This window comes from Phaeobacter sp. 11ANDIMAR09 (assembly GCF_001294455.1).
GTDB lineage: Bacteria > Pseudomonadota > Alphaproteobacteria > Rhodobacterales > Rhodobacteraceae > Pseudophaeobacter.
In genome coordinates, this window is the sequence record NZ_LIKT01000029.1 from 27,816 (window position 1) to 53,114 (window position 25,299).

General features: G+C 63.2%; 19 protein-coding genes. 9 read left to right on the forward strand and 10 right to left on the reverse strand.

Annotated features, from left to right (window positions below; all coding sequences use genetic code 11):
- Positions 1-95: 95 nt before the first annotated feature.
- From rfbA to rfbC, 4 genes are all read right to left on the reverse strand, one after another.
- Positions 96-968 (reverse strand): glucose-1-phosphate thymidylyltransferase RfbA, encoded by an 873-nt coding sequence (gene rfbA, locus AN476_RS19115; protein WP_054463376.1) that lies wholly within the window; start codon positions 966-968, stop codon positions 96-98.
- Positions 965-1,819, reverse strand: coding sequence for a dTDP-4-dehydrorhamnose reductase (rfbD, locus tag AN476_RS19120; protein ID WP_054463377.1), 855 nt, complete (start codon positions 1,817-1,819; stop codon positions 965-967). Before rfbD ends, rfbA begins: the two co-directional genes overlap by 4 nt.
- 99 nt (positions 1,820-1,918) lie before the next feature.
- The gene (gene rfbB, locus AN476_RS19125; protein WP_054463378.1) at positions 1,919-2,971 is read right to left on the reverse strand and encodes a dTDP-glucose 4,6-dehydratase; all 1,053 of its coding nucleotides are present in this window, start codon (positions 2,969-2,971) and stop codon (positions 1,919-1,921) included.
- The gene (rfbC, locus tag AN476_RS19130; RefSeq protein WP_054463379.1) at positions 2,968-3,531 is read right to left on the reverse strand and encodes a dTDP-4-dehydrorhamnose 3,5-epimerase; all 564 of its coding nucleotides are present in this window, start codon (positions 3,529-3,531) and stop codon (positions 2,968-2,970) included. The genes rfbB and rfbC overlap by 4 nt, the downstream gene beginning before the upstream one ends.
- 230 nt (positions 3,532-3,761) lie before the next feature.
- Between rfbC and AN476_RS19135 the strand changes: the two genes are divergently transcribed.
- Positions 3,762-5,006: a glycosyltransferase family 4 protein gene (locus tag AN476_RS19135; protein ID WP_054463380.1), complete on the forward strand. Its 1,245-nt coding sequence runs from the start codon at positions 3,762-3,764 to the stop codon at positions 5,004-5,006.
- A gap of 255 nt (positions 5,007-5,261) precedes the next feature.
- Here AN476_RS19135 and AN476_RS19140 read toward each other — a convergent pair whose 3' ends face one another.
- Positions 5,262-6,266, reverse strand: a complete 1,005-nt coding sequence (locus AN476_RS19140) for a replication initiator protein A (protein ID WP_054463381.1) — start codon at positions 6,264-6,266, stop codon at positions 5,262-5,264.
- A gap of 494 nt (positions 6,267-6,760) precedes the next feature.
- Between AN476_RS19140 and AN476_RS19145 the strand changes: the two genes are divergently transcribed.
- From AN476_RS19145 to AN476_RS19155, 3 genes are all read left to right on the forward strand, one after another.
- Positions 6,761-8,179 carry an AAA family ATPase gene (locus tag AN476_RS19145; RefSeq protein ID WP_054463382.1) on the forward strand — a complete coding sequence of 473 codons (1,419 nt, stop codon included), beginning with the start codon at positions 6,761-6,763 and terminating at the stop codon, positions 8,177-8,179.
- A 51-nt stretch (positions 8,180-8,230) separates the two neighbouring features.
- The gene (locus AN476_RS19150; protein ID WP_054463383.1) at positions 8,231-9,319 is read left to right on the forward strand and encodes a ParB N-terminal domain-containing protein; all 1,089 of its coding nucleotides are present in this window, start codon (positions 8,231-8,233) and stop codon (positions 9,317-9,319) included.
- Positions 9,320-9,641: 322 nt separating this feature from the next.
- Positions 9,642-10,694, forward strand: coding sequence for a glycosyltransferase (locus tag AN476_RS19155; protein ID WP_054463384.1), 1,053 nt, complete (start codon positions 9,642-9,644; stop codon positions 10,692-10,694).
- Between the two features lie 42 nt (positions 10,695-10,736).
- Here AN476_RS19155 and AN476_RS19160 read toward each other — a convergent pair whose 3' ends face one another.
- On the reverse strand, positions 10,737-12,713 hold the full coding sequence (locus tag AN476_RS19160; protein WP_054463385.1) for a glycosyltransferase: 1,977 nt from the start codon (positions 12,711-12,713) through the stop codon (positions 10,737-10,739).
- 381 nt (positions 12,714-13,094) lie between these two features.
- Here AN476_RS19160 and AN476_RS19165 point away from each other — a divergent pair, with 381 nt between their 5' ends.
- From AN476_RS19165 to AN476_RS19180, 4 genes are all read left to right on the forward strand, one after another.
- On the forward strand, positions 13,095-14,312 hold the full coding sequence (locus tag AN476_RS19165; protein WP_054463386.1) for a hypothetical protein: 1,218 nt from the start codon (positions 13,095-13,097) through the stop codon (positions 14,310-14,312).
- A 167-nt stretch (positions 14,313-14,479) separates the two neighbouring features.
- Entirely contained in the window at positions 14,480-15,109 is a 630-nt protein-coding gene (locus AN476_RS19170) for a hypothetical protein (RefSeq protein ID WP_054463387.1), read from the forward strand.
- A 34-nt stretch (positions 15,110-15,143) separates the two neighbouring features.
- Complete coding sequence (locus AN476_RS19175) at positions 15,144-16,154, forward strand: glycosyltransferase family 2 protein (RefSeq protein WP_172684862.1); 1,011 nt, start codon at positions 15,144-15,146, stop codon at positions 16,152-16,154.
- A gap of 18 nt (positions 16,155-16,172) precedes the next feature.
- Positions 16,173-18,146, forward strand: coding sequence for a glycosyltransferase (locus tag AN476_RS19180; RefSeq protein ID WP_054463389.1), 1,974 nt, complete (start codon positions 16,173-16,175; stop codon positions 18,144-18,146).
- Between the two features lie 61 nt (positions 18,147-18,207).
- Here the strand turns inward: AN476_RS19180 and AN476_RS19185 are convergent, their stop codons facing one another.
- The 4 genes from AN476_RS19185 to AN476_RS19200 form a co-directional block, all read right to left on the reverse strand.
- On the reverse strand, positions 18,208-18,894 hold the full coding sequence (locus AN476_RS19185; protein ID WP_054463390.1) for a sulfotransferase: 687 nt from the start codon (positions 18,892-18,894) through the stop codon (positions 18,208-18,210).
- Entirely contained in the window at positions 18,891-19,961 is a 1,071-nt protein-coding gene (locus tag AN476_RS19190; RefSeq protein WP_054463391.1) for a hypothetical protein, read from the reverse strand. The genes AN476_RS19185 and AN476_RS19190 overlap by 4 nt, the downstream gene beginning before the upstream one ends.
- Before the next feature lie 4 nt (positions 19,962-19,965).
- Positions 19,966-21,132, reverse strand: a complete 1,167-nt coding sequence (locus AN476_RS19195; RefSeq protein WP_054463392.1) for a hypothetical protein — start codon at positions 21,130-21,132, stop codon at positions 19,966-19,968.
- Between the two features lie 180 nt (positions 21,133-21,312).
- A complete protein-coding gene (locus AN476_RS19200) occupies positions 21,313-22,497 on the reverse strand; it encodes a DUF2793 domain-containing protein (RefSeq protein ID WP_054463393.1) in 1,185 nt (394 codons plus the stop codon).
- Between the two features lie 398 nt (positions 22,498-22,895).
- Here AN476_RS19200 and AN476_RS19205 point away from each other — a divergent pair, with 398 nt between their 5' ends.
- On the forward strand, positions 22,896-25,277 hold the full coding sequence (locus AN476_RS19205) for a M10 family metallopeptidase C-terminal domain-containing protein (RefSeq protein WP_054463394.1): 2,382 nt from the start codon (positions 22,896-22,898) through the stop codon (positions 25,275-25,277).
- The last annotated feature ends 22 nt before the right edge of the window (positions 25,278-25,299 follow it).

The window sequence follows — 25,299 nt, forward strand, 5'->3', positions numbered from 1 at the left end:
CCCCCTCTAAAGGGATCAGAGGGGGCTCTGCCCCCACGGCCCTTTAGGACCGTTCCCCCGGGATATTTATGGCCAAATGAAGCCCTATTGTTGCCCTAGCGCAGCAACTGTTCCAGGTAGCGGCCATATTCGTTTTTGGCAAAGAGCGCGGCGCGCGCCTTGAGTTGGTCACGGCTGATCCAGCCCGCCTCATAGGCGATTTCCTCAGGGCAACCGGTCTGCAATCCCTGGCGCTCCTGTAGGGTGCGCACAAAGTTCCCCGCCTCCAGAAGCGAGCCATGAGTGCCGGTGTCGAGCCAGGCATAGCCCCGGCCCATGGTCTCAACGCGCAGGCCATCTTCGTCCAGATAGCTCTGCAACAGATCGGTGATTTCCAGCTCACCGCGGGAGCTGGGCTGCACCGCGCGCGCACGCTCAGATGCGGTGCCGTCCAGGAAGTAAAGGCCCGTCACCGCATAGTTCGAAGGCGGCACGCTTGGTTTTTCAATGATCTGGCGGGCGCGCCCTGCCCCGTCAAATTCTACCACGCCATAGCGCTCGGGATCCGCCACGTGATAGCCAAAGACGGTGCCGCCCGCAGGCTGCGCATCGGCCGCCGCCAGCAGTTTTGGCAGCCCATGGCCAAAGAAGATATTATCCCCCAGCACCAGCGCCGAAGGGGCCCCATCCAGGAAATCTTCGGCCAGGATAAAGGCCTGTGCCAGCCCGTCCGGGGAAGGCTGCACCACATAGGTGAGGCTGACACCCCATTGGCTGCCATCGCCGAGGGTGCGTTTGAACTGGCCCTGATCCTGCGGCGTGGTGATCAGGCAGATCTCGCGGATCCCGGCCAGCATCAGTACGCTCAGCGGATAATAGATCATCGGCTTGTCATAGATCGGCAGCAGCTGTTTTGAGACGCCCATTGTGATCGGATACAGCCGGGTGCCGGATCCACCTGCCAGAATAATGCCTTTTCGCGCGCTCATGACGCCTCTCCCAAATCTTTCAAAATATCACGCAATCCCAGCCGCCAATCCGGCTGAGAAATACCAAAAACAGTCTCTAACGTTGTGCAATCCAGCCGTGAGTTCAACGGCCGTGCCGCAGGCGTTGGATAGGCGGTGGTTGCAATACCCTCAACCTCACAGGTCATCCCAGCCTGGGCAAAAATCTCCGTGGCAAATCCGGCCCAGCTGACCTGAGGCGCGCCCTGCAGGTGATAGACCCCCGATTTTCCGGGATCCTGGCGCAGCTGTTGTACCATGGCCAGGCAGGTGTCTGCGATCGCGCGGGCAGGTGTCGGTGCGCCAATCTGATCCGCCACAATCGTCAGGCGATCGCGCTCGGCGCCCAGGCGCAGCATGGTTTTGACGAAGTTATGGCCATGGGAGGAGACCACCCAGGATGTGCGCAAAAGAGCATAGGCGCCTCCTGCCGCACCCACGCCCTCTTCGCCCGCCAGTTTTGAGCGGCCATAGGCATTCACCGGGGCCACCATATCTTGAGGCTGCCAGGCCGTCTCGCCGCTGCCGTCAAAGACGTAATCGGTGGAGACATGCACAAAGGGGATGCCCAGATCAGCGCAGGCCTGTGCCATCGCCGCCGGGGCTGCACCGTTGATCAGGGTTGCCAGCGCCTCTTCTTCTTCCGCGCGATCGACCGCCGTATAGGCGGCCGCATTAATCACCGCCGCAGGCCGCGCGGCCCGAATGGCCGCAGCGCAGGCCGCTGGATCCGACAGATCCGCCTGATCCCGCCCCAGACAGGTGACATCATCCAGCGGCGCCAATTCCCGCGCCAGCTGTCCTGTCTTACCAAAAACAAGGATCCCCGCCATATGCCGCACCCTCCCCTTCATCTTTCCCTAAATATTCCCGCCGGAGGCAGGCGGCTTAGCCGCCAAACGGGCAAGTGATGGCGTCCCAGAAGAAAGCCATCACTTGCCTGTCCCCAAACGTTGCCCCACACCGCTGCGATCCTGCAGCGCGCGCCACCAGCTCTCGTTGTCGAGATACCATTGCACGGTTTTCTCTAGCCCCTCTTCTACCGTCACCGAGGGCCGCCAGCCCAGCTCCGTGCGGATGCGGCTGGGGTCAATTGCATAGCGGGCATCATGGCCCGGACGATCCGTCACAAAGCTAATCTGGTCCTGATAGGACTGCCCATCTGCACGGGGGCGTTTTTCATCCAGAATGGTGCAAAGGGTTTGCACCAGGTCCAGATTGGAACACTCGTTCTCGCCGCCAATATTGTAGCTGCGCCCCAGCTGACCCTTTTGCAGCACCAAAATCAGCGCCTCGGCGTGATCCTCGACATAGAGCCAGTCGCGCACGTTTGATCCATCGCCGTAGATTGGCAGCGCCTTACCCGCCAGCGCGTTCAAGATCACCACTGGCACCAGCTTTTCGGGAAAGTGGAAGGGACCGTAGTTGTTGGAGCAATTGGTGAGGACCACCGGCAACCCATAGGTCTCGGCCCAGGCGCGCACCAGATGATCGCTTGCCGCCTTACTGGCAGAATAGGGCGAGCGCGGATCATAGGCGGTACTTTCGCTGAACTGCACCTCAGGGTCCGCTGGCAGGCTGCCATAGACCTCATCCGTGGAAATGTGATGGAAGCGGAAGGCGGCGGGCCGTCCCGCCTCGATCCAGTATTTGCGCGCGGCTTCCAGCATATTAAAGGTGCCGGTGATATTGGTCTCGATGAAATCGCCAGGCCCGTCGATGGAGCGATCCACATGGCTCTCAGCCGCCAGATGCATCACCGCATCGGGGGCATGGGCGGCAAAGACCCGGTCCAGCGCCGCGCGGTCACGGATATCCACCTGCTCAAAGGCATAGTTGGCATGATCCGCCACTGAGGCCACATTCTCCAGACAGGCGGCATAGGTCAGCGCATCCAGATTGACCACCGCGTGGCCCGCCGCAATGGCGCGGCGCACCACGGCGGATCCGATAAAGCCAGCGCCGCCGGTGACCAGAATCTTCATGACGGCGCGCCCTCCCAGACAAAGGGGCTGTCAAAATTCGCCAGCGCCGGGGCTGCGGCATCCTTGTCCGACAGCACAGGGGCGCCCTCATAGCCCCAATCGATGCCACAACTGTCCCAGGCCACCGCCCCATCGCAATCGGGCGCATAGTAGTCGCTGCATTTATACAGGATCTCCGTCTCAGGCGCGCGGGTGATGAAGCCATGCAAAAACCCCGCAGGCACCAAAAGCTGCTTGCCGTTTTCTGCCGTCAGCTCGATGCCGAACCATTTTCCATATGTCGGCGAACCACGGCGAATATCCACCGCCACATCAAACAGGGCGCCGCGGCCACAGCGCACCAGTTTGGCCTGGGCATGGGGGGGCGATTGAAAATGCAACCCGCGCAGAGTGCCAACCTGCATCGACAGGGAGTGATTGTCCTGCACAAAATCCAGATCAATCCCCTGCTCCGCTAGGCGCTGGCGGCTCCAGCATTCGCTAAAAAAGCCGCGCGCATCCCCGAAGCGCTGCGGTATCAGGACCTTCACCCCCGGCAATCCCGTCTCTTCAACCTGCATCTCTTATCCCGTCACCTTGCTCATATTCCCTCCCCCAAGCCGAGCCCAAAATATATCGACCATGCGGGAAAGCGCACCCAGCTCTGTTTTGCCAGAAAACCCGGCCTCGCCATGACACAACCATGTCGCAACCATGGCAAGCCAGGATAGGCCCTCTCGCTGCTGACTTGCACCCAGGCCCATTCCCCGGCAAGCATGAGGTCAAAGTATAGCCAAGGTATAGCCCCCTCATGAAATTCCTTTTTGTCCATCAAAACATGCCCGGCCAATATCGCGAGCTGCTCGCCTGGCTGGTCAAACAAGGCGGGCATGAGATCGTCTTTCTGACCCAACGCAGGGGGCTGCAGCTGCAGGGTGTCACCACCGTCACCTATCAGACCCATCATCAGCCCGACAAAGAGGCTTACGGGCTGTCCAAGGACTGGGAAGCGGCCGCCGGTGCCGGGCTGGGCGCCGCCCTGGCGGCGCGTCGGCTGGAGCGCGAGCATGGCTTTAAACCCGATATCATCATTGGCCATACCGGTTGGGGCGAACTCTTGTTCATGAAAGAGGTCTGGCCGGATGTGCCGGTGATTGGATTTTTTGAATATTTCTACCGCACCTCCGGTGGGTTGGTCGGGTTTGATCCGGATAATCCCCCCAATGATCAGGCCGGTTTTTTTGCCCAGGCCCGCAATAGCGTGCCCTATGCCAGCATCGAAGTGGTCGATCAGGGCCATACCCCCACCCTCTGGCAACGCGATCGCTTCCCGCAGTCTTTCCACGACCGCATGTATACCTGCCATGACGGCATTCGCTGCGACCGGTTGCTGCCCGACCCGCAGGCCTCGGTTGGTCTGGGGCGACTGGACCACCCCCTGACTCGCGAGGATGAGGTCATCACCTATGTGGCGCGCAATATGGAGCGCGCCCGAGGCTTTCATATCATGATGCGCGCCCTGCCCCAGATCCTGGCCGAGCGCCCCCAGGCACGGGTCTTGATGATTGGCGGCAACGAGACCTCCTACGGCGTCGAGAGCAGCCACCCCCAGGGGCTGCGCGGCGAGATGGAGGCCGAGCTGGGCGACAGTGTGGATTGGAACCGGGTGCATTTCCTCGGCAAGGTCCCCTATGAGGATCTCTGCCGGATCCTCCGCATCTCCCGCTGCCACATCTACCTCACCATGCCTTTTGTGCTCAGCTGGTCCCTGCTCGAGGCCATGTCGATGCAGGCCACCGTGGTAGCGGCAGATGTCGCGCCCGTGCGCGAGGCCGTCAGCCACGGCGAAACCGGCATGCTGGTGGATTTCTTTGACCCAGGCGCGCTTGCGGATCAAGTGGTGGATGTTGTGGCCAACCCGGGGTCTTACACCCATCTGGGACCAGCGGCGCGCGCCCATGTGCTGCAGAATTACGACTTCCTCAGCCATTGCCTGCCCGAACATATCGCCCAGATCAACGCCCTGGTGCCAGCTACCAAACGGATCCAAATCTAGTCAAATGTTTCGCGCGCGAAACATTTGATGGCCTCCGGCGGGGCGTTTGCGCCGTCTTGGAAAGACTCTGGGAGAGGCTTTTAGGCAAAAACGGGCGGAGTCCGAAGAAAAGTGAATGAGCCAGCTCCCCTTTCATTTGGCCTTAAATATCCTGGGGGGGTGAGATCCGGTCCGCCAAGGGCGGCAAAGCCTCCGGCGGAGGCTTTGAGGATTGAACGGGGCAAAGCCCCATCTTGGCGCGAGGGGGCAAAGCCCCTACTCAGCACCACGTTTTTTGACCCAACCGAGGAAGGCCGCATCGGCCTGGCGCAGGCGTGGCCGCCCGGATCTGGCCCACATGGCGCGCCATTCCGCCTCCAGCGCATAGACATCCGCGCCTGGCATCAGATCGCGGGCGCGCTCCAGCGTCGTGGCTTTCAAAATCGGCGCATCCAGAGCCCCCGGCTCGGTCACCGCGTGTTTCTGGCTGAACCGGATCAAATCCCCCGGCAGCTCTTCCATGGCGTAATCCGGCAGCGGTTGCGCCTCTATCATGTCGCGGATCATTTTGCGAAACACCCGCCGCGGACTGGCGGAGCCGGATTTCTTCAGCAGGGTCTCCACCGAGATGGTCCAGGCGTTTTGCCGGCCGCAATGTTTGCGTGTCAGCTCATAGATGCGCCGCTCCAGCGGTTTGCGCAGGCGGAAATAATCGCGGCTCAGCGTCAGCACCGATTTCGACAACACCGCTCGAAACAGCCAATCCGACAGGGTCACCGCCACATTGACCATGCGTCCCCCCCGCGCTTTCCGCACGATCTCCCAGCTCTCGATCAGGCCAAAGCCCGAGGTCACCTCTTCGCCGCCGGTGGTGATATTGGTGGTGATACGGGTGCCCGCCAAGCGCTCAAAACTCTCGCGCAAGCGCCGATAGGCATCGCCCGAGGTCTCGCGATTGGTGGCAATCAACAGATCATGCGCCTTGAGATGCAGAGTGCGCGACAGCTGCCGCCCCGCGTTCTGCGCCGCCATCAGCTGGCTGATGCAGAAGATCAGGATATCCTTGTCATGGATCGTCGCCAGGCCTTTGACCGATGGCACCACGGTGATCTCAGCACCATTATGCTCATAGTTCAAAATACGCCGGTCTGGGCGTGTCGCCAGAGAAAACAGCGGATGTTCCATCGAGGCCAGATCATTCTTGGGAATGGCGTCAAAGATGTCGCAGAGGAAAAATCCCCCCGCTGCTTCAGCTGGATATGCTCCGCCTGCCCCTGCCATGACTGCCCTGCCCGTTTCGCCTGCCGCCCCCCAGGTATCACGCCTGATCCGTCAGACTCCCGGGGTGACTCGTTTTCGTGGTTTTAATTACGCCCACCCTAGAGTTATCCACAAGCTTTCTCAACGGGGTTCCGGAGTCACTGTTTCGGGGGATTGGAGTCGTTTCAACGGGGTTTCAGAGTCATCTGTGGATCAAAAATCCCGCCAATCGCCAATAAAAAAAGGGCTTTCATCGCCTACCCTTGGCGCTGTAACTATAATATAACTCATAAATAACAGGGTAGAAAAATTTTCCCCTGCTAAAACACCCAGGTTTACCCCCCTGCAGAGGCCTGATTTGCTTAGAAAAAGAAAAAGGCCTGCGCATATTCTTCCCATGTGCTGCCTTTTCTGATATCAGGCCATAAAGGCGTTACATTGCAGTCCTGACAGGTAGAAGGCCAGCACCTTCTACATCAAGGCAGGTGGCAAGCGGGCAAAGGTAAAGCGGCAGCATGGCACGAGATATCCACAAGGCAGGCGCAGGGCTGCCCCCCTATTTCAACATCGATCCCGATGCGGCCATGGCTGAGCTGGAGAATCCCACCAATACCTCCGGCTTTGCCGAGATTGCCCAGGGCTGTGCGCAGGGGCGTGCAGATCTGTCCAGCCGCGGCATGAATGAACAGGGCCGCAAGGAGCTGCGGCTGTTTTCCACCTGGGAAATCACCCGCTATTTGATCCCCGTGGCCCAGGCCCATTTCCGCCGGGTGCTCAAGGCCAATCCAGACTTGCCACAGGGGCGCTCAGAGACCGAAGGCGGCGCCAAATGGTTCACCCTGGACGAGGTGCTGGTGCTGAGGGCGCATTTTGGCGCCCAGGGCTCCAAAGCCAAGGACTATACCCCCTACCGCCCAAAGGGCCTGCCGGCCAAGCTGGTCTCGGTGGCCAATTTCAAAGGCGGGGTTGGCAAGACCTCGACCGCGGCGCATCTGGCCATGTCGGCGGCGCTGGATGGCTATCGGGTGCTGGTGATCGATCTGGACAGCCAGGGCTCGATGACCTCGATCTTTGGCGGCCAGGTCGAAGACGAGTGGCAGACCGCCTTCCCGCTGCTGGCGCGCCACTACGGCGATCATCTGCGGGCTGAGAACCAGCGTCGCCTGGACCGGGGTGAGGCGCCCCAGCCGCTGGAGGATACCCTTTCCGCCGCTATGGAGATGACAGCCACGGATGTCATTCAGGGCACCCATTGGCCCAATATTGATCTCATCGGGGCGCAGCTCAATCTCTACTGGGCCGAGTTCCAGATCCCGGTCTGGCGCATGGCGGCGCGCTCCTGGAAGCTCTGGGATGCGCTCACTGACCGGCTCGAGGCCGACGGGGTGCTGGACGACTATGATGTCATCTTCATCGACACGCCGCCAGCGCTTGGCTATCTCACCATCAACGGGCTGGCGGCCTCGGATATCCTGCTGGTGCCGCTGGGGGCCTCGTTTCTGGAATTCGACAGTACCGGGCGTTTCTTTGACATGCTGCATTCCACCTTTGCCTCCATTGAAGAGGGCGAGAACCTGGCGGCCCGCGCCCTGGGCCGCCCCGAGATGGGCTTTGAATGGGATGCGGTGCGCGCCGTTATCACCCGCTATGACAGCGCCCAGCAGGGCGAGCTGGCCGGGGTGATGCAGGCCTATATGGGGCCGGTGCTCTCTCCGCATAAACAGGATTTCACCGCTCTGATTGGCCAGGCCGGTGAACAGGTCTCGGGCATCTACGAGGCGGATTACCGCGATTTCAACCGCGAAACCTACGCGCGCGGGCGCGAAACATTTGACGCCACCTATGCGGCGTTTAAGCGGCTGCTTTTGGGGGTCTGGCGCCGGGCAGAGCTGGAGCAAGAGGCCGAAAAGCAGGATCAGCGCACGCCGGCCTAAGGCTCTAACAAGGTAAAGCGCGCAGGGTGAGCAGGATAAGGAGATCAGCAGATGGCAAAACGCAAACGGCTTTCCCCGGCACAGGGTCGCTATCTTGAGGCGGCACCCGAGGGCAAATCCGCCCTTGCCGGCCCCCTGCCCTCCGCCGCCCCTGCGCCCATTGCTCAGGTGGCGGGGGCGGCCTCAACCGAAGCGGCGCTGCAGGAGGTCTCTGAAGTGCTGCAACAGGCGCGGGCGCGCGGGCTGATGATCGAAGAGATTGCCCTGGATCTGATTGATGAGACCCATCTGGTGCGCGATCGCATTGATCAGGACGCCGAGGAGATGGAGGGCCTGATCTCATCCCTGCGGGCGCGTGGCCAGCAGACCCCGATCGAGGTGGTGCCGCTGGAGGGGCGCATCGATGGAAAATCCTGGGGGCTGATTTCCGGTTGGCGGCGGCTCTCGGCACTGCGCAGTCTCTATGCTGAGGCATCAGAGTCTGAATTCGCCACAGTTAAAGCCCTGGTGATCCGTCCTGATAGCGCCGAGGCGGCCTATGTCGCTATGGTGGAAGAGAATGAAATTCGGGTCAATCTGTCCCATTATGAGCGCGCCCGCATTGCGGTCCGGGCGCTGAAGGAAGGGGTCTTTCCCAGCCAGAAAAAGGCGCTGCAGGGGCTGTTTGCCAATGCGCCGCGCGCCAAGCGCTCCAAGATCGGCAGTTTTGTCACTCTGGTCGAGGCCCTGGATGCGGCGCTTTATTTCCCCACCGCCATCAGTGAGAAGCTGGGCCTGGCCCTGGTGCGCCAGATGGGGGAGGACCCTGGTTTTGCCGCGCGGCTCAAAGCGGCGCTGCAGGCGTCGGAACGGGGGGCAGCAGCCGAGGAACTGGCGGTTTTGAATGCGACCCTTGCCGCAGCTCAGGCAGATCAGAACGAGAGCCCAAACCCACCTTTAGAGCCGAAGGCTCCGGCGGAAGGTCAGCCCAGAATTCGCCAAACTACAGCTGATATCGGGGCGCAGGAACGGGTCACAACCCAGCTTGCCCCCGGGCTGCGTCTTGGCTTTCAGCCAGGGGCAAAACGGATCGAATTGAGCGGCGAAGCGGTGGATGCGGCGCTGTTGGAAGAGTTGAAGATCTGGCTGCAACAGCGCTAAACCCCCAGGCTCTCCCTGGTGAGATCTGTCAAAAGGCACGCATTTGCGTGCCTTTTTGTGTCTATTCTGCTGCTTTGGCCCTGATCTGGAGCGCGACCAGGGAGGGCAAATGTTTCGCGCGCGAAACATTTGATGGCGGTTTGAGCGGTGTTTGGCGCAGAGCGTCGGGCCAGAACATGTGGTTCGGAGAGCGCCGCTCCCTGCCGCCGTGTGGCATCTGGGGTTTGACATGCGGGCGCAAGTGTGAGTTTTGAGCCCCAATGAGAGTGGGGCGCGCAGCCTGCGTTAGGGGCCAGATGCGCCAAGTAGGAACGAGCAGAGCATGACAGGATCTATGGAGGGAGGCGCCGCTTCCACAGAGGCGCAGCGTCTGGTGGCCGTGGTGGTGACCTATAACCGGCTGGACAAATTGCAGGAGACGCTGGCACGGCTGCTGGAGAGCCCGGAGCAGGAGCTGGCGGCCCTGGTGGTGGTGGACAATGCTTCAACCGATGGCACCGGTGCCTGGCTGCAAAGCTGGCAGGCCGCACAGGAGGATCCGCGCCTGGATATCCTCAGCTCTGCCACCAACAGCGGCGGCGCCGGCGGGTTTGAGATGGGCATGCGCCGCGCCATGGCGCAGCATGCGCCGGATTGGCTGGTGCTGATGGATGATGATGGCCGCCCGGCCAAGGGCGGCCTCGCGGCCTTTCATGGGCTGGAGATGCACCAGAGGCCACAGGACAGCTGGGACGCGGTGGCCTCTGCGGTCTATTTCCCGGCGGGGGGGATCTGCGAAATGAACCGCCCCTCGCGCAATCCCTTTTGGCATCGTCGCGAATTTCTGCGCACGCTCCTGGGCGGCGGCCGCTCCGGCTTTCATGTGCAGCCCGCTGATTACCAGGGGCCGGGCATGCAGATTGATGTCACCTCCTTTGTTGGTTTTTTCATTTCAGCCGATGCGGTGCGGCGGATCGGCTATCCGGACCCGGATCTGTTTATCTATGGGGATGACGGCCTCTATACGCTGGAGCTGACACGGGCGGGGGGGCGTATTGGCTTTGAGCCTTCGGTGCGCTTTGAACATGATCTCAGCACCTTTGTGGCCAAGGATGGTGCCGAGGGTGCGCAGCGCGGTCGCTTTATCCCGCTGTGGAAAGTCTATTACTATCACCGCAATCTGCTGATGCTGTACCGGCTGGCGGCGGGCGCGCTGTTCTGGCCGGTGCTCTTGGTGATCGTGCCAAAATGGCTGTCAAAGGTGCGGCTGCACCGGGGCGAGCGGCGGGCTTTTCTGCGGTTGCTGACCCGTGCCATCTGGGACGGGCTGCGCCAGCAGCGGCAGATCTCGCATAGGACGGTTCTGGAGATGGCCAAGACGCAAGAACCCCGCTGAGGCGCCCCCTCTCCGTAGGAGGCTCCGGCCCGGCAGGGGCGCTCATGAGTTGAACCTTCTTGCAGCTGCTCCGGGCGCCTGGCTGGAGGGGGCGACCGCGCGGGTTTCGGCTGGCGAAACCGGGCCATATATCGGTCTGAGAGGGGCTGCGGTGGCCGGATCGGGCGGCGACCAGGGGGGGGCGCCAGAAATGGGCTCCGGATTGGCGCTTGGATCAGGGCGGGTCAGCCTGCGCTGCCAATAGGCCCGGGTGGTCATCTCTGCATAGCCGCGCCGATAGGCCTGTTTTAGGCGCCGGTGCTGGCGCTGCCAGCGCAGCAGGCTGGTGAACATCTGCCAGGCCAGGGTGAAAAAGCGCCGCTTGCAGTGGTGCACCCTATAGCCGTGCGTGGCATCATCGGTGATATAGCTCAGCTGGGCACCGCCAAAGGCGGGAAAGACCAGACCGCGTTCCTCAATCCCCAGCACCATCCGGTCGCCGATCCGGCTCCAGAAGGGCAGGAGATGCCCATTGAGACTGGCGAGGCCAAAGTAGTGCCGCAGAGCGCGGGGCAGGCGACTGAAGAGGCGCCGCTCTTGCAGGTCCTGCGGATGGACCGGCTGCCAGTGCTCGACCTGAGTCAGGGCGCGGATATCGGCCTGGCGCGCCTGCATGTCGAGATTGCGATCAAAGAACTCTGGCCCCTGCATCACATCCCGCCAGGCCAGGAGCTGGGCTGCGGCGCTTTCATATTTGCAGCGCAGCATCGAGCGCAGCATGAAGCGCAGGGCGATGCGGGCGGTGCCAAGCGCCGAGCGGGACAGCGGGTCAAAGACCAGATGGTGCAGCAGGTGGTTGCGCAGATCGAGATAGAGCGTCTGGGGGCTCTCCTTTTCGACAAAATCATCCTGAAAGGAGACCACCCCGTTGAGGGTGACAGTGGAGAAGGGATTGGCGATGGAAAAACTGATGTCATCGCCGCGCACAAAAAAGGGAAAGGGATGGTGGCGCAGCCCTGCCAGCGGGAAGGCAAAGAACCACCAACCGCCATAAAAGGTCTCTGGCTGTGGCTGCGGAGTGGCGAGCTCCATTTGCTGGAGCGCTGCGGGCTGGCGCAGGTCGGTGCCGTGGAACAGCGGATGGCAGGACCCATCAAAATAGGCGCCACTCTCCCAGATCTTCCAGGGCTGGCGATTGCTGATCATGGCGCCGGCCAGGGCAGTTCTGGGGTCGCGGGCCAGGGCCAGCAGCATATAGCTGCGGCGGATGTTTTCCATGTGAAAGGCGGCATCATCATCCATGAACAGGCAATGGGTAAAGCCCTGGTCCTGGGCCTCCAGCAGGCCGCGGGCAAAGCCGCCGGCGCCGCCAAAATTGGGGTTGTCGTAGCAGCGGACCCTGGCGGAGGCGGGGATTTTGGCGCTGCGGCCATTGTCGATGACCAGCACCTGAATGTGATCGCCAAAGGGAAAGCCGGCCAGAAAGCGTTCCAGCCGGGCCACGGTGTCGCGCACCTTGGCCTCGCGTTGGTAGGTGGTGATGACAATGGCCAGCCGCGGCAGACTGCGCGGCGGGGGGCGGCAGGTCACCCGGGCGCTCTGAAACCGGGCGCCGGCCTGCAGGGCACGGATCTCCAGCCAGATCAGCCCGCGCTGCTGCCCCCGTAACAGCGCGGTCAGATCTATCTGGTAGGGCTGCGCCGGGGTCAGCTGCTGGCGGCTGCAGTGCAGCAGCGTCGGGGGCGCGGCCGGGCGGGTGTCGTTTGCACCGGGGGGGGCTGTCGTCTGATGGTAGAGGCGGATTTCCAGATGGCCGCTGGCGGTTACCTCAAGGCCAAGCCCGGCGAGAGCGCAGGCCTGGCTCCAGGAACCAAGGTTGAAGAGATTGAAATAGGTGTCAAAGGCAAGTCTGGCGTCCTGGCCCAGGATAAAACTGCCCCGGGTGGGATCGCGCACCACCGCGCCGCTGACGCGATAATAAAGCGTGGGCGTGTTGCAGATGCTCGGCCGGGGGGTAACGATCGTCTGCAGTGTCATCATCTGGCGGAGTCCTGATGCTTTGGAGCTGTTGCAGGGAGAAGGGGGGGGCTGTTTTAAGTTGTCTCTTTGATTATTGACTTTCATTTAAGTTGTATCGCCTTGGCGAAAGAGGCTAGCCTGTCGGCGGGGGCGGCTGAGCGATCACTGGGCGATCACTGGGCGATGACTGGGCGCAGAGGTGGTCAGAACCAGGATTGCTGTGGCCAAAATTCGGGCCTGAATTCGGGCCTGAATTTGGCCCGAACTGGGAGGGGGAACCGCGCCGTGCTGCGGCGGGGCCTAGGGCAGGGATAGAAGCTTTCGCGTGGTGTGTGAGGCAGATCTTCGGATTTGCTTGCGGCTCCAAGATGGGCGAGGGAGGCAAAGAAAGGGCGGGCTGAGGTGAAACGCGGTCTTACGGTCGAACACAGTCTTATTTTTCACATTGGTGCCCATCGCACCGGAACCTCTGCTGTGCAGCATTTTCTGCATGATAATATCCCGGCCTTGAAACGGCAGGGGGTTCTCTATCCTTTCAGGACCCGCCGCCATGTGCATTTGATCAACCAGCTGTTCAGTGGCGCGCGCCGCCCGCAGCAGGTCGCCGCGGATCTGATGAGGCGGCTGCAGTCTGGGCGCCAGCCCTCTGACCGGCCCCGCGAGCAAACCCCTGGCCGACCTCCTGCCCTGCCCCAGGGGCCGCGTTCTCCGGGGCCGCGTTCTGATGGGCGCTCTGACCAGCCCCTTGGCCAATTCTCTGATCCGGTGCTGCACAGCGTGGTGCTGAGTGACGAAGATATCTGTATGAGACAGGATATTAGCCTATTGGGTGAATTCAGAAGTGAATTTAACGTAAAAGTTGTTTTCACCCTGCGGCGCCAGGATCTCTGGCTGGAAAGCTGGTATCTGCAGAATATCAAATGGCAATGGAACCCGCGGCTCAGCCATTGCACCCTGCCTGAGTTCCTGGAGATGCGGGAGGAGTTCCACTGGATCCACTATGATCGTTATGTGCATCATCTGGAAAAGGTCTTTGGCCGCGAGAATATCATCCTGAACCTCTATGAGCCGGGGCAGATGCCGGCAGGCGGTGCGGTTCAGATGTTTTGTGACAGTATCGGTCTGCGTCCCGGGGCAGATTTTGTCCAGCCGACCCGGGTCAATCCCAGCTTTTCGCCTGAGGTTTCTGAATTCATGCGTTGCCTGCCGCTGGATGCGGCGCCCGAAAAATACCGGGCCATGCTGACGGCGGCCTGCGCCGAGATTGATGCGCAGCGGCCTGGGGGGGGGCAGGGCCGGGGGCCGGGGGGGACACTGTTGATTGCGCCTGAGCAACGCGCGGCGATTATGGCGCAATATGCCCCTGGCAACCGCGCCCTGGCACAGCGCTATTTTGGCCGCGATCAGCTGTTTCTGGATCCGCTGCCGGACGCGGCGGCGCCGCTGGCCCGGATGGCGCTGCCGCAGGACAGCCAGCAGCTGATGGCTGAATTTGTCGCGCCGCTCTTGCAGGCGATGATTGCCCGCCGCCGCCAAGAGATGGGACGCAAAAAGGCAAGGCGGCTTGCCCGGGAAAAAGCCGCCCGCGAGAAATCCACCGGAGAGGCGGGGGCGGGCTGAGGGCTGGATCGGCCCCTGGGGGAGGGGGAAATCCATGCCTTTGTGGTGGGGGGCTGGCCGGTTTCGTCTGACAAAATGGCTCCCTGCAAAAATCAATCATTTGCAAAGTTGTGCAAAATGAATGCACTGTAGGGTTGTGTTTTTCAACTGCAGGGAGTCAGGGGGCGATGTTTGTGAGCTATGATCTGCGCGACTGCCGCAGCTTTCCCTCTTGCCGCCAGGCGGATTACATTCGCCTGGGCGTCGGGCTGCATGCGGCGGTGGAGCCGGGGCAGGGGCTGATTTCGGCCCGCCGTGGCCGGGCGCTGGATCTGCAGTTCCATGGCCTCAGCGCCCAGGCCTCTTGGCTGGAGCTGGGGCTCCAGCTTGCAGGGGCGGGCCGCAGTGCGCGCGATCGCGCCTGGCGCCGCAGCAGCCGGTTTTACTGCCGTCTGCGTCTGGCACTGCAACCGGCAGCACAATCGGTCGATCCACAGAGGGGGGCGCAGACCGACCCGGAGCCCAAAGATCGGGCTGCCCCGCCAGAGGAACAGAAGGCCGTGGAACAGGGCGGCGCAGATTCACAGACCGCATTGCAGGCACGGTTGGCGCTGCGATTGCATCACCCTGAAGGCTTCGAAGATATATTTGCGCCTGATCCCCTGCTGATATCACCTGAATACACTTGGGTTAGAGCCGAAATATCCCCGCCTGTGCAGGTGCTGGCTACGCTGCGGGGGGTGGATCTGCATTTGTTTCTGCCCCCCCGTGATGGGGCCTTGCAGGTCAGCGACCTGGGCGTGACGGCGGTGATCTGAAGCAGACCGGGAGACAGGCTGAAAGGACCAGATGATGAAGTTTTCCTGCGTGATGACAGCCTATAGCGAGGGGGCCTTGCTGGCGCAGTCCATCGCCTCGGTGCTTCACCAGACCCATGCAGACCTGCAGCTGGTGATTGTTGATGATGGGGCCGATGCAGAGACCCGGGCAGTGCTGGCAACGCAGGAGGATCCGCGCATCACCCTGCTGCAGCAGAGCAATGACGGGCTGTCCTCGGCGCGCAATCGCGGGCTGCGCCATTGCCGGGGGGATTACATCTGCTTTCTGGATGGGGATGATACGCGCGCCCCCTGGGCCTTTGCCGAGGCGGCGCAGGCTTTGCAGCAGGATCCGGTTGATCTGCTGCTGGTGCGCGGAGCCCTGTCGCAGCCCCAGGGCGGGTTGAGCCCCTTTATGGATGAGTGCAGCGGTGCAGGTGCCACACGGGAGGCCGCGAAGGCGGAAGGTGAACCGGAGGCGATTGATCTGGTGGAGTTGGACCAGAGAGAGCTGGATCTGGAGGCCAGCAAGGCCTGGGCGGTGAGCTTTGAGCCACAAGCGGCAAATAAATTCCTGTCGGCCGGGCTGCTGGCGCGGGCGCGGCTCCGCTTTCCCAATGATCACTTTTTTGAGGACATCCTGTTTCATGTCCTGGCCATTGCCCAGGCCCGTTCGCTGCACCTGCTGCCGGCCCGCAGCTTTACCTATTTTCACCGCCAGTTCCGTCCCCAGATTACCGGCGGCAGCGGTGAGATCCGCTTTGATGTCATTGGCAGCACCACAGTGATGTTTCAGCTTCTGGCCCAGCACCCCGCATTCGCCAATGCGCGCTTTCGCGGTGCGGTGGCCATTGGGGCGCTGCGGCTGCTGAAATGGTGCGAAGAGCGCATCGCGCGGCACCGATTGGCGGCCTACCGTCTGGCGCTCAGGGCGGCGCTGCGGGGGGTGGACCCGCGCTATTTCACCATCTGTCCGCAGACCCCCGACCCCCGGGGGGAGCGGCTGGAGCTGCAGCGCTATGCGCAGGCGCATTTGCTGGCTTGAAAGAAAGGGAATCTGGCGATGACATTCTGGACCTCTGCCCGCGCTGGACCGCTGGCCGAAACTCTGGTGGACACCCTGTCTGGAGCTCTGTCTGGTGCCGGGCCGGAACGCCCCCTGGCGCATCAGCGCGGCGCTGATGCGCTGCAGAGGCAGCGCCTGCGGGGCTTTGGCCAGGACGTGGAAATCCTGCATGGCGAAGCCCCAGTCCGCGCCGCTGAAGCGCGCTGGCAGGTGCAGGATCTGCGCCAGATCTACGAGCTTTTCCTGGCCTCGCGGGTGCTGCCAAAAAGCGGCACCTGCCTGGACATTGGCGCCGGGGCGGGCTGGTTTGCCCTGCCCTTTGCCGCCGCTTTTCCAGATTGGCAGGTGCTTTGCCTTGAGGCAGATGCAGCCCGCTATCAGGCTCTGGCTGCCACAATCGCCCAAAGCGGGCTGAGTAATATCCGCTGCTGTCACGGCGGCTTTCATCCTGAGGCCAGCCCGGTGTCCCTGCCGGAAGATGCGCAGTATCAGTCTCTAAATTGGAAAAAAGCCGGGGTCTACCCTCCCGCCCCCCTGCGCGCGGCGCTGGATCAGGCCCCCCCGGCGCGGTTCTGCGCCCTGCCGGGGCTGGAGGAAAGGCTGGCCCCGGCTCAAAGCAGCCTGGGCGGCAGGCCGCAACACAGCCCGGGGTTTGATCCGGCGCTTTTGACCGCCCTGGCCCCGGATCTGCTGCGGCTGGAGGCACCGGGGGTGGAGATCGAACTGGCGGCGGCTCTGCGCACAGCCCCCACACACTTTGTGACGGGGCGGCTGTTTTCCCATGTCCCCAGCGCGGATCTGATCCGGGCAGACCGGGACTGCGCGCGCCAGATCTACCTGCCCCATGGGCCGCATGTGCTGCGGCGCGATTTTGAGGACAATCTGCCAGGGCGTCGACCGGGGCTGGATGTGGTGGTGGCGCTCTATAATGGGCGCGACTACATTGCCGAATGTCTCGACAGCCTGCTGGCTGAGGACGACCCACAGATCCGGGTGCTGGTGGTCGATGATGGCTCCAGCGATGGCAGTGGGGATCTGGTGGCCGAGCGCTACGGCAGCCATCCGCGGCTGCGCCTGCTGCACAAACCCAATGGCGGCTGCGCCTCGGCGCGCAACTATGGCCGTGCCCGGTCCGATGCCACGCATATTGCCTTTGTCGATGCGGATGACCGGGTGGATCCGGCGCTGTTTTCACAGCTTTTGGAACTGGCGCGCTATAGCGGCTGCAATATCGTCGAGGGCGACTTCCTGCTGTTTGAAACTGGGGCACAGGCGGGGGCGGCGGGCGCGCAGCACCAGCCCAGCTATGAGGCGGCGCGCTTTGCCTCTGGCCCCAGCCACCAGCTGGGCGAGATCGCCTATTGTCTGCGCCCCAGTCTGGAATTGATGCAAGGACAGCCAAGCATCTGGCGCCGCCTCTACCGGCGCGATTTTCTGGATCATCGCCAGATCAGCTTTCCCGAACATGTGCGCGCCTTTGACGACCAGATCTTTCAGCTGCTCTGCGCCCAGCATGGCGGTGAGATGGCGCATGTCTTTGGTGTCAGCTACCACTATCGCCAGCACAGCGGTCAGGACATCAAACAGGGGGATAGCCGCCATTTCTATAGTTTCAACATGTACCGCGAAGTGTTTTTGCGGGCCGATCGCGAGGCCTGGCCGGATATCCTGCCCGTGGTGGAGTCGCTGCTCAATACGCTGAGCTGGTCCTATGCCGGTCTGAGCGCCGACCTGAAAGAGACCTATCAGCAGGCGGCAGTGGCCTTCCTGGCGATGCTGGCGCGCAGCTTTGGCCCCCGGCTGCTGGAGGCGGTCTCGTTGGAGCGGGTTGGCATAGAAGGCCTGGAGTTTCTGGTGGCACAGGCGCTGCGCAGGGGCCCGCAACAGGTGGCGGATCATGGTCTGCTGCACCTAGAGGACTGGCGCTGGCAGCCGGAATTCATCGAGATGCAGCGCGCACTGCAGTCCTAGGCTGGGCGGCAAGCCGGTTCGGGGGGGGGCCGGTTCGGGGGGCAGCGAGATCCTGAGCGGATTATTTCCGCGGGTGATGATCAAGCTTCTTGTGCAGCACCTGCGCGACCAGTGCCGGGTCATAGGGCAGATCCAGAAATTCAAACAGCGCGCCATAGCGCTGGGGCGCGGCGATGCAGGCGTCGTAATCAACCCAGTAACACTGCCCGGGATGGGCCTTGAGCGCGGCTCGGAAACGGCGTTCGCAGGTTCTGACCATGGTTTCAACCTGTTCCTGGGGCCGGTTTTTCAGCCAGGCGGATTGGCTGACGGCGCTGAGATCGCGGCTGTTGAAGACTATCCGGGCCTGCGGGAAATGCGCCAGCAGGAAGGTGATATAGGCGGCAAAATCCGCGTCATTGCGAAAGGGGTGATGATGGCGGATCTCCTTGCAGCCGGTGATGCGGGTGCCCGGTGGCGGGTTGAGCCCCTCAGCGACAAAGCTGTTCAGCAGCTGGCGGCGAAACCGGGCCGGGCGGACCTCATGGGCGCCAAACCAGGGCCGGTCGGGGGCGTCCTGGCCTCCGCTCTGGCCGCGCCGGAAAGTGTCGCGCAGGGCTTCAGTGCTGCGGTAGAGATAATAGAGCGTGGCCCGGTTTTCGCCGCGAATGCAAACATCGGCACAGTGGTTCAGCAGGCTCATCAGCAGGGTGGAGCCGGAACGGGCATAGGTCACGATGAAGATATAGCGATAGCTGTTCAGGATCATCGCTCTGCCAAAACTTTTGGATCTGGGGGGGCAGGTGGCGGCGCGAGGCTGACGATGGCGCGGGTGATCACCTGCAGGGCCTCGGGCGTGAGCTGGCCAAGCAGCCAGTCGCGCAAGGCGGCCCGGGCCTGGGTCAGGGCTGTGGGGGATTTGTCGGGGCGGGGCTGATCTGCGGGGGCCAGCGGCAGCGGTTCCTGGCCCTGTAAAAAGGTCTCGTTGAGCCAGGCGCAGGCGGGGCGGGCATTGGCATGGATCAGGGCCGGCAGGGCGGGATCGGAAAAGCGCAGTTTTGGCAGCGCCAGAACCTCTGGGGTCACCTCCAGCCGCTCCAGCACCAGATGGCGCGCCGCACCGGGCCCCTGCGCGTCCAGGGTTTCATTGAGGGTCAGGACCCAGGCAATGACGGCGGCAGGCAGGGTTTCATTGGCGTGCTGGCTGGGCAGCGCAATCGGGTGGCCGAGGCTGGACAGGGTGGCAAAGAAATCCTGCACCACATCGCGGCCGCCGCCGGCGCTGCCAAAACGGCGCACCAGCATGTTCTCGGGCCCCACCAGAGTGAGAAAGGGCTCCAGCTGTTTGCGCGCCGGGTAGAAAAAGCTGAGCGGGGTGGCCAGCTCCGAAAGCCGCTCGCCATTGCCGCGAATGCGCTGCTGCAGGGTGGAACAATAAAGATCCGCCGGATCGCGCAGATAGGCCAGAACGGTGAGGCGTGAAAAGCTGCGCCGCAGCCGGGTGATCAGCGCTGTGGGATCGCTCAAGCCTGAAAAATGCTCGCTCGAAATCAGGGTGAGCGGCGGGCGGCGGGCCTGCACCTCGGCCTCGAAACGCTGCCAGCAGCGCGCGCTCCAGGCCTGGGCATCGGCCAGGCTGGAAAAGCGGTGGCGCAGATCTGGGGTCATTTGCTCGGCCCGGGTGAGCGACAGGGTCTGCAGAGCAAATTCTGGCATATGGGGTTCGTCAAAATAATAGCAGCCCTGCTGCCAGAGCGCCGCTGGATTGGCGCGCAGCGACGCCTGGATTGAGCTGGAGCCGGTTTTATAGGGGCCGATATGGATCACGACATGCATGGGGTCACCTCACCTGTTGGGGCGCAAAGGGGGCGGGGCGTTCGGGGGGGCTGGCATCAGGATGGGCGCGGCTGGGCTGGGCCGGATCGGCTGGATGCATCGGGGGGAGCGGGGTGCTGGCAAAGCGGCTGAGCAGGGCTTCGACTTTGGAAATCATCGCGTTATCCCCCTGGGGCAGGCGTTGGTCGAAATTTGTGTGCCCCTGCACCTGATCCGGGTCAAAGGGCGCGCGGCTGGCGCCAAGATAGCGTTTTGCCACCCGCAGATTGCCGGCGGCAAAGCGGCGGATCAGATTTTGCTGTGCCGCCCGCGACAAGAGCCCGGCGCGGGTGCGGTGCAGCGCCTCTGGGTGGTCCTGAGCGATCTGCACCAGGGTCATGGTGATCCGGTGCTGTCCCTTGGCGGGGGCGCGGTGCAGATTGCGCAGCCGCAGATATTCCAGCGCATCGGGGGGCAACGAGATCTTTTGCAGCGCCGGGGCCTGCGGCAGCACCAACCCAGGCCTGTCTGACCCTGGCCTGTCTGACCCTGGTCTGTCCGATCCGGGCGCGGCCAACTCCGGCCCGATCAATTCCGGCAGGTTCCGGCCTCCCAGGGTCTCGAGAAACTGGCGCAGCAGTGTCTTGGGGCTGCAGTGGCGCTGATAAAGCCGCACCTGCAGCGCCTGGGGGCCAAAGGCGTCGCTCCAGCGCCGCAGCAGCCTCTCATTGTCGAGAAAGAACAGCCCGTGTTCGCAGATATAGCTCTCCAGCGGGCGGGACTCGCGGGTTTTAAGATCCTTGACCAGCTGGTTGTAGAAACTCTCGAGATAGCCGGGGGGGCTGCGCATGTAAAAGATCACCCGCACCTTGAAGTGGCGCGTCAACCCCTGCAGCCGCGAGAGATCCTGCAGCCATTCAAAATTCTCAGAGCTCAGCAGCACCTGTTCGGCCGGGCTGGCGGCAATTTCATCCAGCAGTGCGGGCCAATCCTCCAGGGTCTCCAGCGATTGCCCGCGGCGCTGGGGGTCGCGCAGCGCCAGCGCCAGCGGGTGATGGCCGGTGAAATAGCGCCCCGCTTGCGGATAGAGCAGCCCCCTGGTTGCCAGCAGATCCGCATTGGCAGCCAGGGCGTTTTGCAGCGCCGTGGTGGCGGTCTTATGCGACCCGATATGGAAATGCAGCGTTTTCATACACGTCTGGGCTGGCCTGCGGGATGTCTTGGCAAAGCAACCTTTGCATGTATTTTTTGTTAAATCCACACCTTGAGGTTATGCGCTCCCTACGCCTGCCGTCCGCAAGCGCGCGGCAGAGACACGACATAGACACGACAGAGATAAGGGGCTTGGATACAGCGGCCTGGGGAAGAGCACTCAGCGGATCAGCCATTCCTCGATCTGATCCGAGATCCCGCGCAGCCTGCGCCAGCGGCCCCCAGAGGGCTGCCCCCGGCGCAGGCGCAGCTTGCCCAGCATCCCCACAAGCGCCCATTCCGGGCGGCGACTGCGAGGCTGATAGGGGCGGGACGGGTCATAGGCGGGGCGCTCCTGGCGTTGGCCCGCCTCGTCCAGCAGCAAGGCGCCAAAATCATCGCGCTGCCAGCGGCCTTTCCAGCCGCCAAGATCATCATCGCCAATCAACGCCGGGGCGGCGCTGATTACACCAACCGGGTCTTCGCCGCGGTTGGCGGGCCGGATGCAGGCCCCGTCGAGCACCACCGCCAGCCCGCGCCGGTCCTCGGCCTCGGGGTTGCCATCTCGCCATTCAAACCATTCCGCATAGTCAGCCCCGCCCCCCGACCAGGCCCCGTCACAGGCGCCATTGCCATCCGCCCCCAGCCGAAAGGCGGCGCCACTGCCATCTGCGGCCAGCAGATAGTCCGAGCCCGTGCCGGCAATCTCCACATGGGCGGTGGGGCTCGTGGTGCCAAAGCCGGCATGGCCGCTGGCACTCAGCGCCAGGCCGGTGCTCCAGCTGCTGCCATCGCCGGAGAGTTTGAAGGCAAGATCATCATTGCCCAAGAGACCGATCTCGGCGCGCCCCGACCAATTGGACTGAAACAGCGCGGCGGCGGTTTGCGCCGGGGCGGCTTTGTTCAGCTTCAGCTGATGGCCAGCGCCGGCATGGCTGAACAGGCTGGCCTCGGCTGCGATGGCCAGCCGGTTGCTGGCATCGGCGCTGGTATTGATGCCGACCTGGGCCAGGTTCTGGGTCTCGGCGGGGATCTGTTGCCAGGTGCTGCCCTGCCAGACGCGCAGCTCCTGTTCCGCCAGCCCCCAGGCGCGCCAGCCGGTCTGTGGCGCGATGAACAGCCAGCCCTCGCCCTGCCAGATCGCCAGTTGGCCCGCCTGTCCGGCCCAGGCGCCAGTGGGCAACGCCCCCAGGGCATAGGCCGCGCCGGGGCTGGGGGAGAGCGGCGGCGTTTCGGCCTCAAAGCCACTGACCCGCAGCTGCACCAGCGCATCCAGGAGCTGCAGCGCCTCGTTATGGGTCACATGTTTCTGCGCCTGGGCGGCCAGCAGATAGGGCAGGGCAAGGATCGGGGAGGTCTCGGACATGGGGCTGGGTTCCTGTAGAGCAAAGGGCGGGTCGGACTGGGGTGGGCAGGCTGGGCTGGGGCGGCTGGACTAGGCTGATCTGGCTGGAAAGCTGCGCGCCAGCATCTGCCCTGTCGATCAAGACGGCCCTAAGGGCGCGTGCGTGGCGGCAGCAACGCCTCGGCTAAAAGGGCCCCTTGTAGGGCTCTCAGGGGGAAACAAAGGCGGTTTTGCCGGGCGATCGTTTGGGATTGCGCAAATATCCGGCGAAATTTCCCATCCCAAGCCTGGCCTTAGCGATTGTCTTCAATCTGTAAACAATCTCCGCTGTTTTGCCCCATTCTGATCCCCCCCCGGTCGCTTGGGCTTGGGAGAGTCTCCCCGGTGATCAGCGATCCAGGCAGACCGGGGGTAGGAGCATGGAGTTTCAGTTTCAGCAGCGGTTTCAGACTGGCAGCGCGCGCTTTGACGTGGACCTGCGCGATCTGGAGGTGGTGCAGACCGAGAGTGGCAGCTGGCTCTATGCCAGCACCGGGCGCAATGGCGGGCTGAGCCTCTATCGTCTGGAGGGCGGCAGCGCGGCGCCACAGCTGTTGCAGCGGCACTGGCATGAAAACCCCAGCCTGGGTACGGGGCAGATCACCTGTGGCGAGATCGGCGGCGAAATGCAGCTGCTGTCACAGCTGAGCGGCAGCGGCGCGCTTTTGTGCCATGAGATCGGCACGGAGGGGCAGCTGGCCCGGCAAGAACAACACAGCCTGGCGGCGGAAGCCGCGACGGGGCTCACGGTGCGGGCGATCGACAGTGGTCAAAACGCAGGTCACAGCCTGGTCTATGGCCTGCAGGCGGATGGTCAGATTGCGGGCTGGCGGCTGGATGAGACCGGGCAGAGCCTGGGCGCGGTTGGCCGAACCGGTGGCGATGTCGCCTATCAGGTCTCGGGGCCGGCGGGGGCGACAGAGCCCCTGAGGTTCAGCGCCGATGGCGGGCTGCTGTTTGCCCTGGATGATCTGGGGCAGGGGGTGCGGAGCTATCGCATCAATACCCAGACCGGAGCCCTGCAGGCGGCAGATAGCTTTGGCACGGTTGAGGGGCTGCCGGTGGCGGGCCCCAGCGCGCTGCAAAGCTTTCAGGCCTATGGCGCAAGCTGGTTGCTGCTCAGCGCGGCTGGGACGGGCTCGCTCAGCCTGTTGCGGGTGGGCGCGGATGGCGGGCTCAGCTTTGCCGATCAGGTGAATGATACCCTGGCCACCCGCTTTGGCGGCCTCAGCGCGTTGGAGGTGGTGCAGGTGGCAGATCATGTGCTGGTGCTGGCAGCGGGCAGTGACGATGGGCTGAGCCTGTTGCGGCTGCTGCCCTCGGGGCAGCTGTTGCATGTGACCAGCCTGCCCCATGCGGCGGGACTGGGGCTGGAGAATGTCACCGCACTGGACTGGGCCCTGCTGGGGGATCAGCTGGAGATCTATGTGAGTTCCGCCAGCACGGGCGGCATTTCCCGCTTTCGGCTCGATCTGAGCAATCTGGGATTGGTGCGCCAGGTGGATCAGGGCAGCCATGAGGGCGGTGCGGGGGCGGATCTGTTGCAGGGGGAGCGCGGCGCGGTGACCCTGAATGGCGGGGCTGGTGATGATATCCTGGTGACCAGCGGCGCGGGCAGCCAGCTGACCGGGGGCGCTGGCGCGGATCGTTTTGTTGTGGGCGCAGCACCGGGGCAGGTGACCCTGAGGGATTTTCGCCCCGGCACGGATGAGCTCGACCTGTCGCTGATCCCCGGGCTCTACAGCCCGGCGCAGCTGCAGGTCGAAACCCTGGCAGATGGCCTCCGTCTCAGCTTTGGTGAGGTGCAGATCCTGGTGCAGCGCGCCGGAGGCGGGGCGCTGAGTCTCAGTGATCTTTGGCCACAGGGGCGTTTTGAGACCGCAGATCGGATCAGCCTGGCAGAGACCCCGGATCAGGACATCGAATATGGCGGTGGTGGCGCGGATCAGCTGGGGGGCGGCACCGGGGCGGACCGGATGCAGGGGCTGGGCGGCAATGATGTGCTCCTGGGCCGGGGCGGCAATGACGAGCTGCTGGGCGGCGATGGCAATGACACCCTGCGCGGGGGCTGGGGCGTGGACAGCCTGGAGGGCGAGCTGGGCGATGACATGGTGCTGGGCGGCGGCGGCAATGATCGCCTTCAGGGCGGCGCGGGGCGTGATGATGTGCAGGGCCACAAGGGCGATGACACCCTGTGGGGCGGTCTGGATGATGACAAGCTCAAGGGCAATGCCGGGGTGGATCTGCTCTATGGGGGGGCGGGCAATGACGATCTGCGTGGCGGCACCGGGGCCGACCGGCTCTGGGGCGAAGCCGGGGCCAATCTGCAGATTGGACAGGCCGGGGCCGACAGCCTGTTTGGTGGCGGTGCCAATGACACCCTGAAGGGCGGCGCTGATGCCGATTGGGCCTGGGGCTATGATGGCGACGACACATTTCGCGGCGGCCGTGGTCGCGACCATCTGTTTGGCGGCAATGGCAATGACACTCTGTCCGGCGATATCGGTGGTGACTGGCTCAGCGGCGGCGCTGGTGCCGATAGCTTTGTCTTTGGGCGCAAACACGGGCGCGATGTGATTACCGATTTCACCCCGGGCGCAGACCGTATCGACCTGCGCGCAATGGGGGTCGCACATGATGATTTCTCGGATCTCGAGATCCACCAGCAGGCGGGCGGCGTAGTGGTGATCACCGGCAATGGTGAGATCCTGTTGCAGGGGCTCGAGCTGGGCGCGGTGACGGCGGATGATTTCCTGTTTTGAGGTCTGTCACTTTGTTTATATT

What these genes read in the sequence shown, in the direction of transcription:
- AN476_RS19140 (WP_054463381.1), bottom strand. Translation starts at nt 6,266, where the DNA reads ATGGCAGGGGCAGGCGGAGCATATCCAGCTGAAGCAGCGGGGGGATTT.
- AN476_RS19145 (WP_054463382.1), top strand. Translation starts at nt 6,761, where the DNA reads ATGGCACGAGATATCCACAAGGCAGGCGCAGGGCTGCCCCCCTATTTC.
- AN476_RS19205 (WP_054463394.1), top strand. Translation starts at nt 22,896, where the DNA reads ATGGAGTTTCAGTTTCAGCAGCGGTTTCAGACTGGCAGCGCGCGCTTT.
- AN476_RS19170 (WP_054463387.1), top strand. Translation starts at nt 14,480, where the DNA reads ATGTTTGTGAGCTATGATCTGCGCGACTGCCGCAGCTTTCCCTCTTGC.
- AN476_RS19180 (WP_054463389.1), top strand. Translation starts at nt 16,173, where the DNA reads ATGACATTCTGGACCTCTGCCCGCGCTGGACCGCTGGCCGAAACTCTG.
- rfbB (WP_054463378.1), bottom strand. Translation starts at nt 2,971, where the DNA reads ATGAAGATTCTGGTCACCGGCGGCGCTGGCTTTATCGGATCCGCCGTG.
- AN476_RS19185 (WP_054463390.1), bottom strand. Translation starts at nt 18,894, where the DNA reads ATGATCCTGAACAGCTATCGCTATATCTTCATCGTGACCTATGCCCGT.
- AN476_RS19160 (WP_054463385.1), bottom strand. Translation starts at nt 12,713, where the DNA reads ATGATGACACTGCAGACGATCGTTACCCCCCGGCCGAGCATCTGCAAC.
- AN476_RS19190 (WP_054463391.1), bottom strand. Translation starts at nt 19,961, where the DNA reads ATGCATGTCGTGATCCATATCGGCCCCTATAAAACCGGCTCCAGCTCA.
- rfbA (WP_054463376.1), bottom strand. Translation starts at nt 968, where the DNA reads ATGAGCGCGCGAAAAGGCATTATTCTGGCAGGTGGATCCGGCACCCGG.
- rfbC (WP_054463379.1), bottom strand. Translation starts at nt 3,531, where the DNA reads ATGCAGGTTGAAGAGACGGGATTGCCGGGGGTGAAGGTCCTGATACCG.
- AN476_RS19135 (WP_054463380.1), top strand. Translation starts at nt 3,762, where the DNA reads ATGAAATTCCTTTTTGTCCATCAAAACATGCCCGGCCAATATCGCGAG.
- AN476_RS19150 (WP_054463383.1), top strand. Translation starts at nt 8,231, where the DNA reads ATGGCAAAACGCAAACGGCTTTCCCCGGCACAGGGTCGCTATCTTGAG.
- AN476_RS19155 (WP_054463384.1), top strand. Translation starts at nt 9,642, where the DNA reads ATGACAGGATCTATGGAGGGAGGCGCCGCTTCCACAGAGGCGCAGCGT.
- AN476_RS19200 (WP_054463393.1), bottom strand. Translation starts at nt 22,497, where the DNA reads ATGTCCGAGACCTCCCCGATCCTTGCCCTGCCCTATCTGCTGGCCGCC.
- rfbD (WP_054463377.1), bottom strand. Translation starts at nt 1,819, where the DNA reads ATGGCGGGGATCCTTGTTTTTGGTAAGACAGGACAGCTGGCGCGGGAA.
- AN476_RS19175 (WP_172684862.1), top strand. Translation starts at nt 15,144, where the DNA reads ATGAAGTTTTCCTGCGTGATGACAGCCTATAGCGAGGGGGCCTTGCTG.
- AN476_RS19195 (WP_054463392.1), bottom strand. Translation starts at nt 21,132, where the DNA reads ATGAAAACGCTGCATTTCCATATCGGGTCGCATAAGACCGCCACCACG.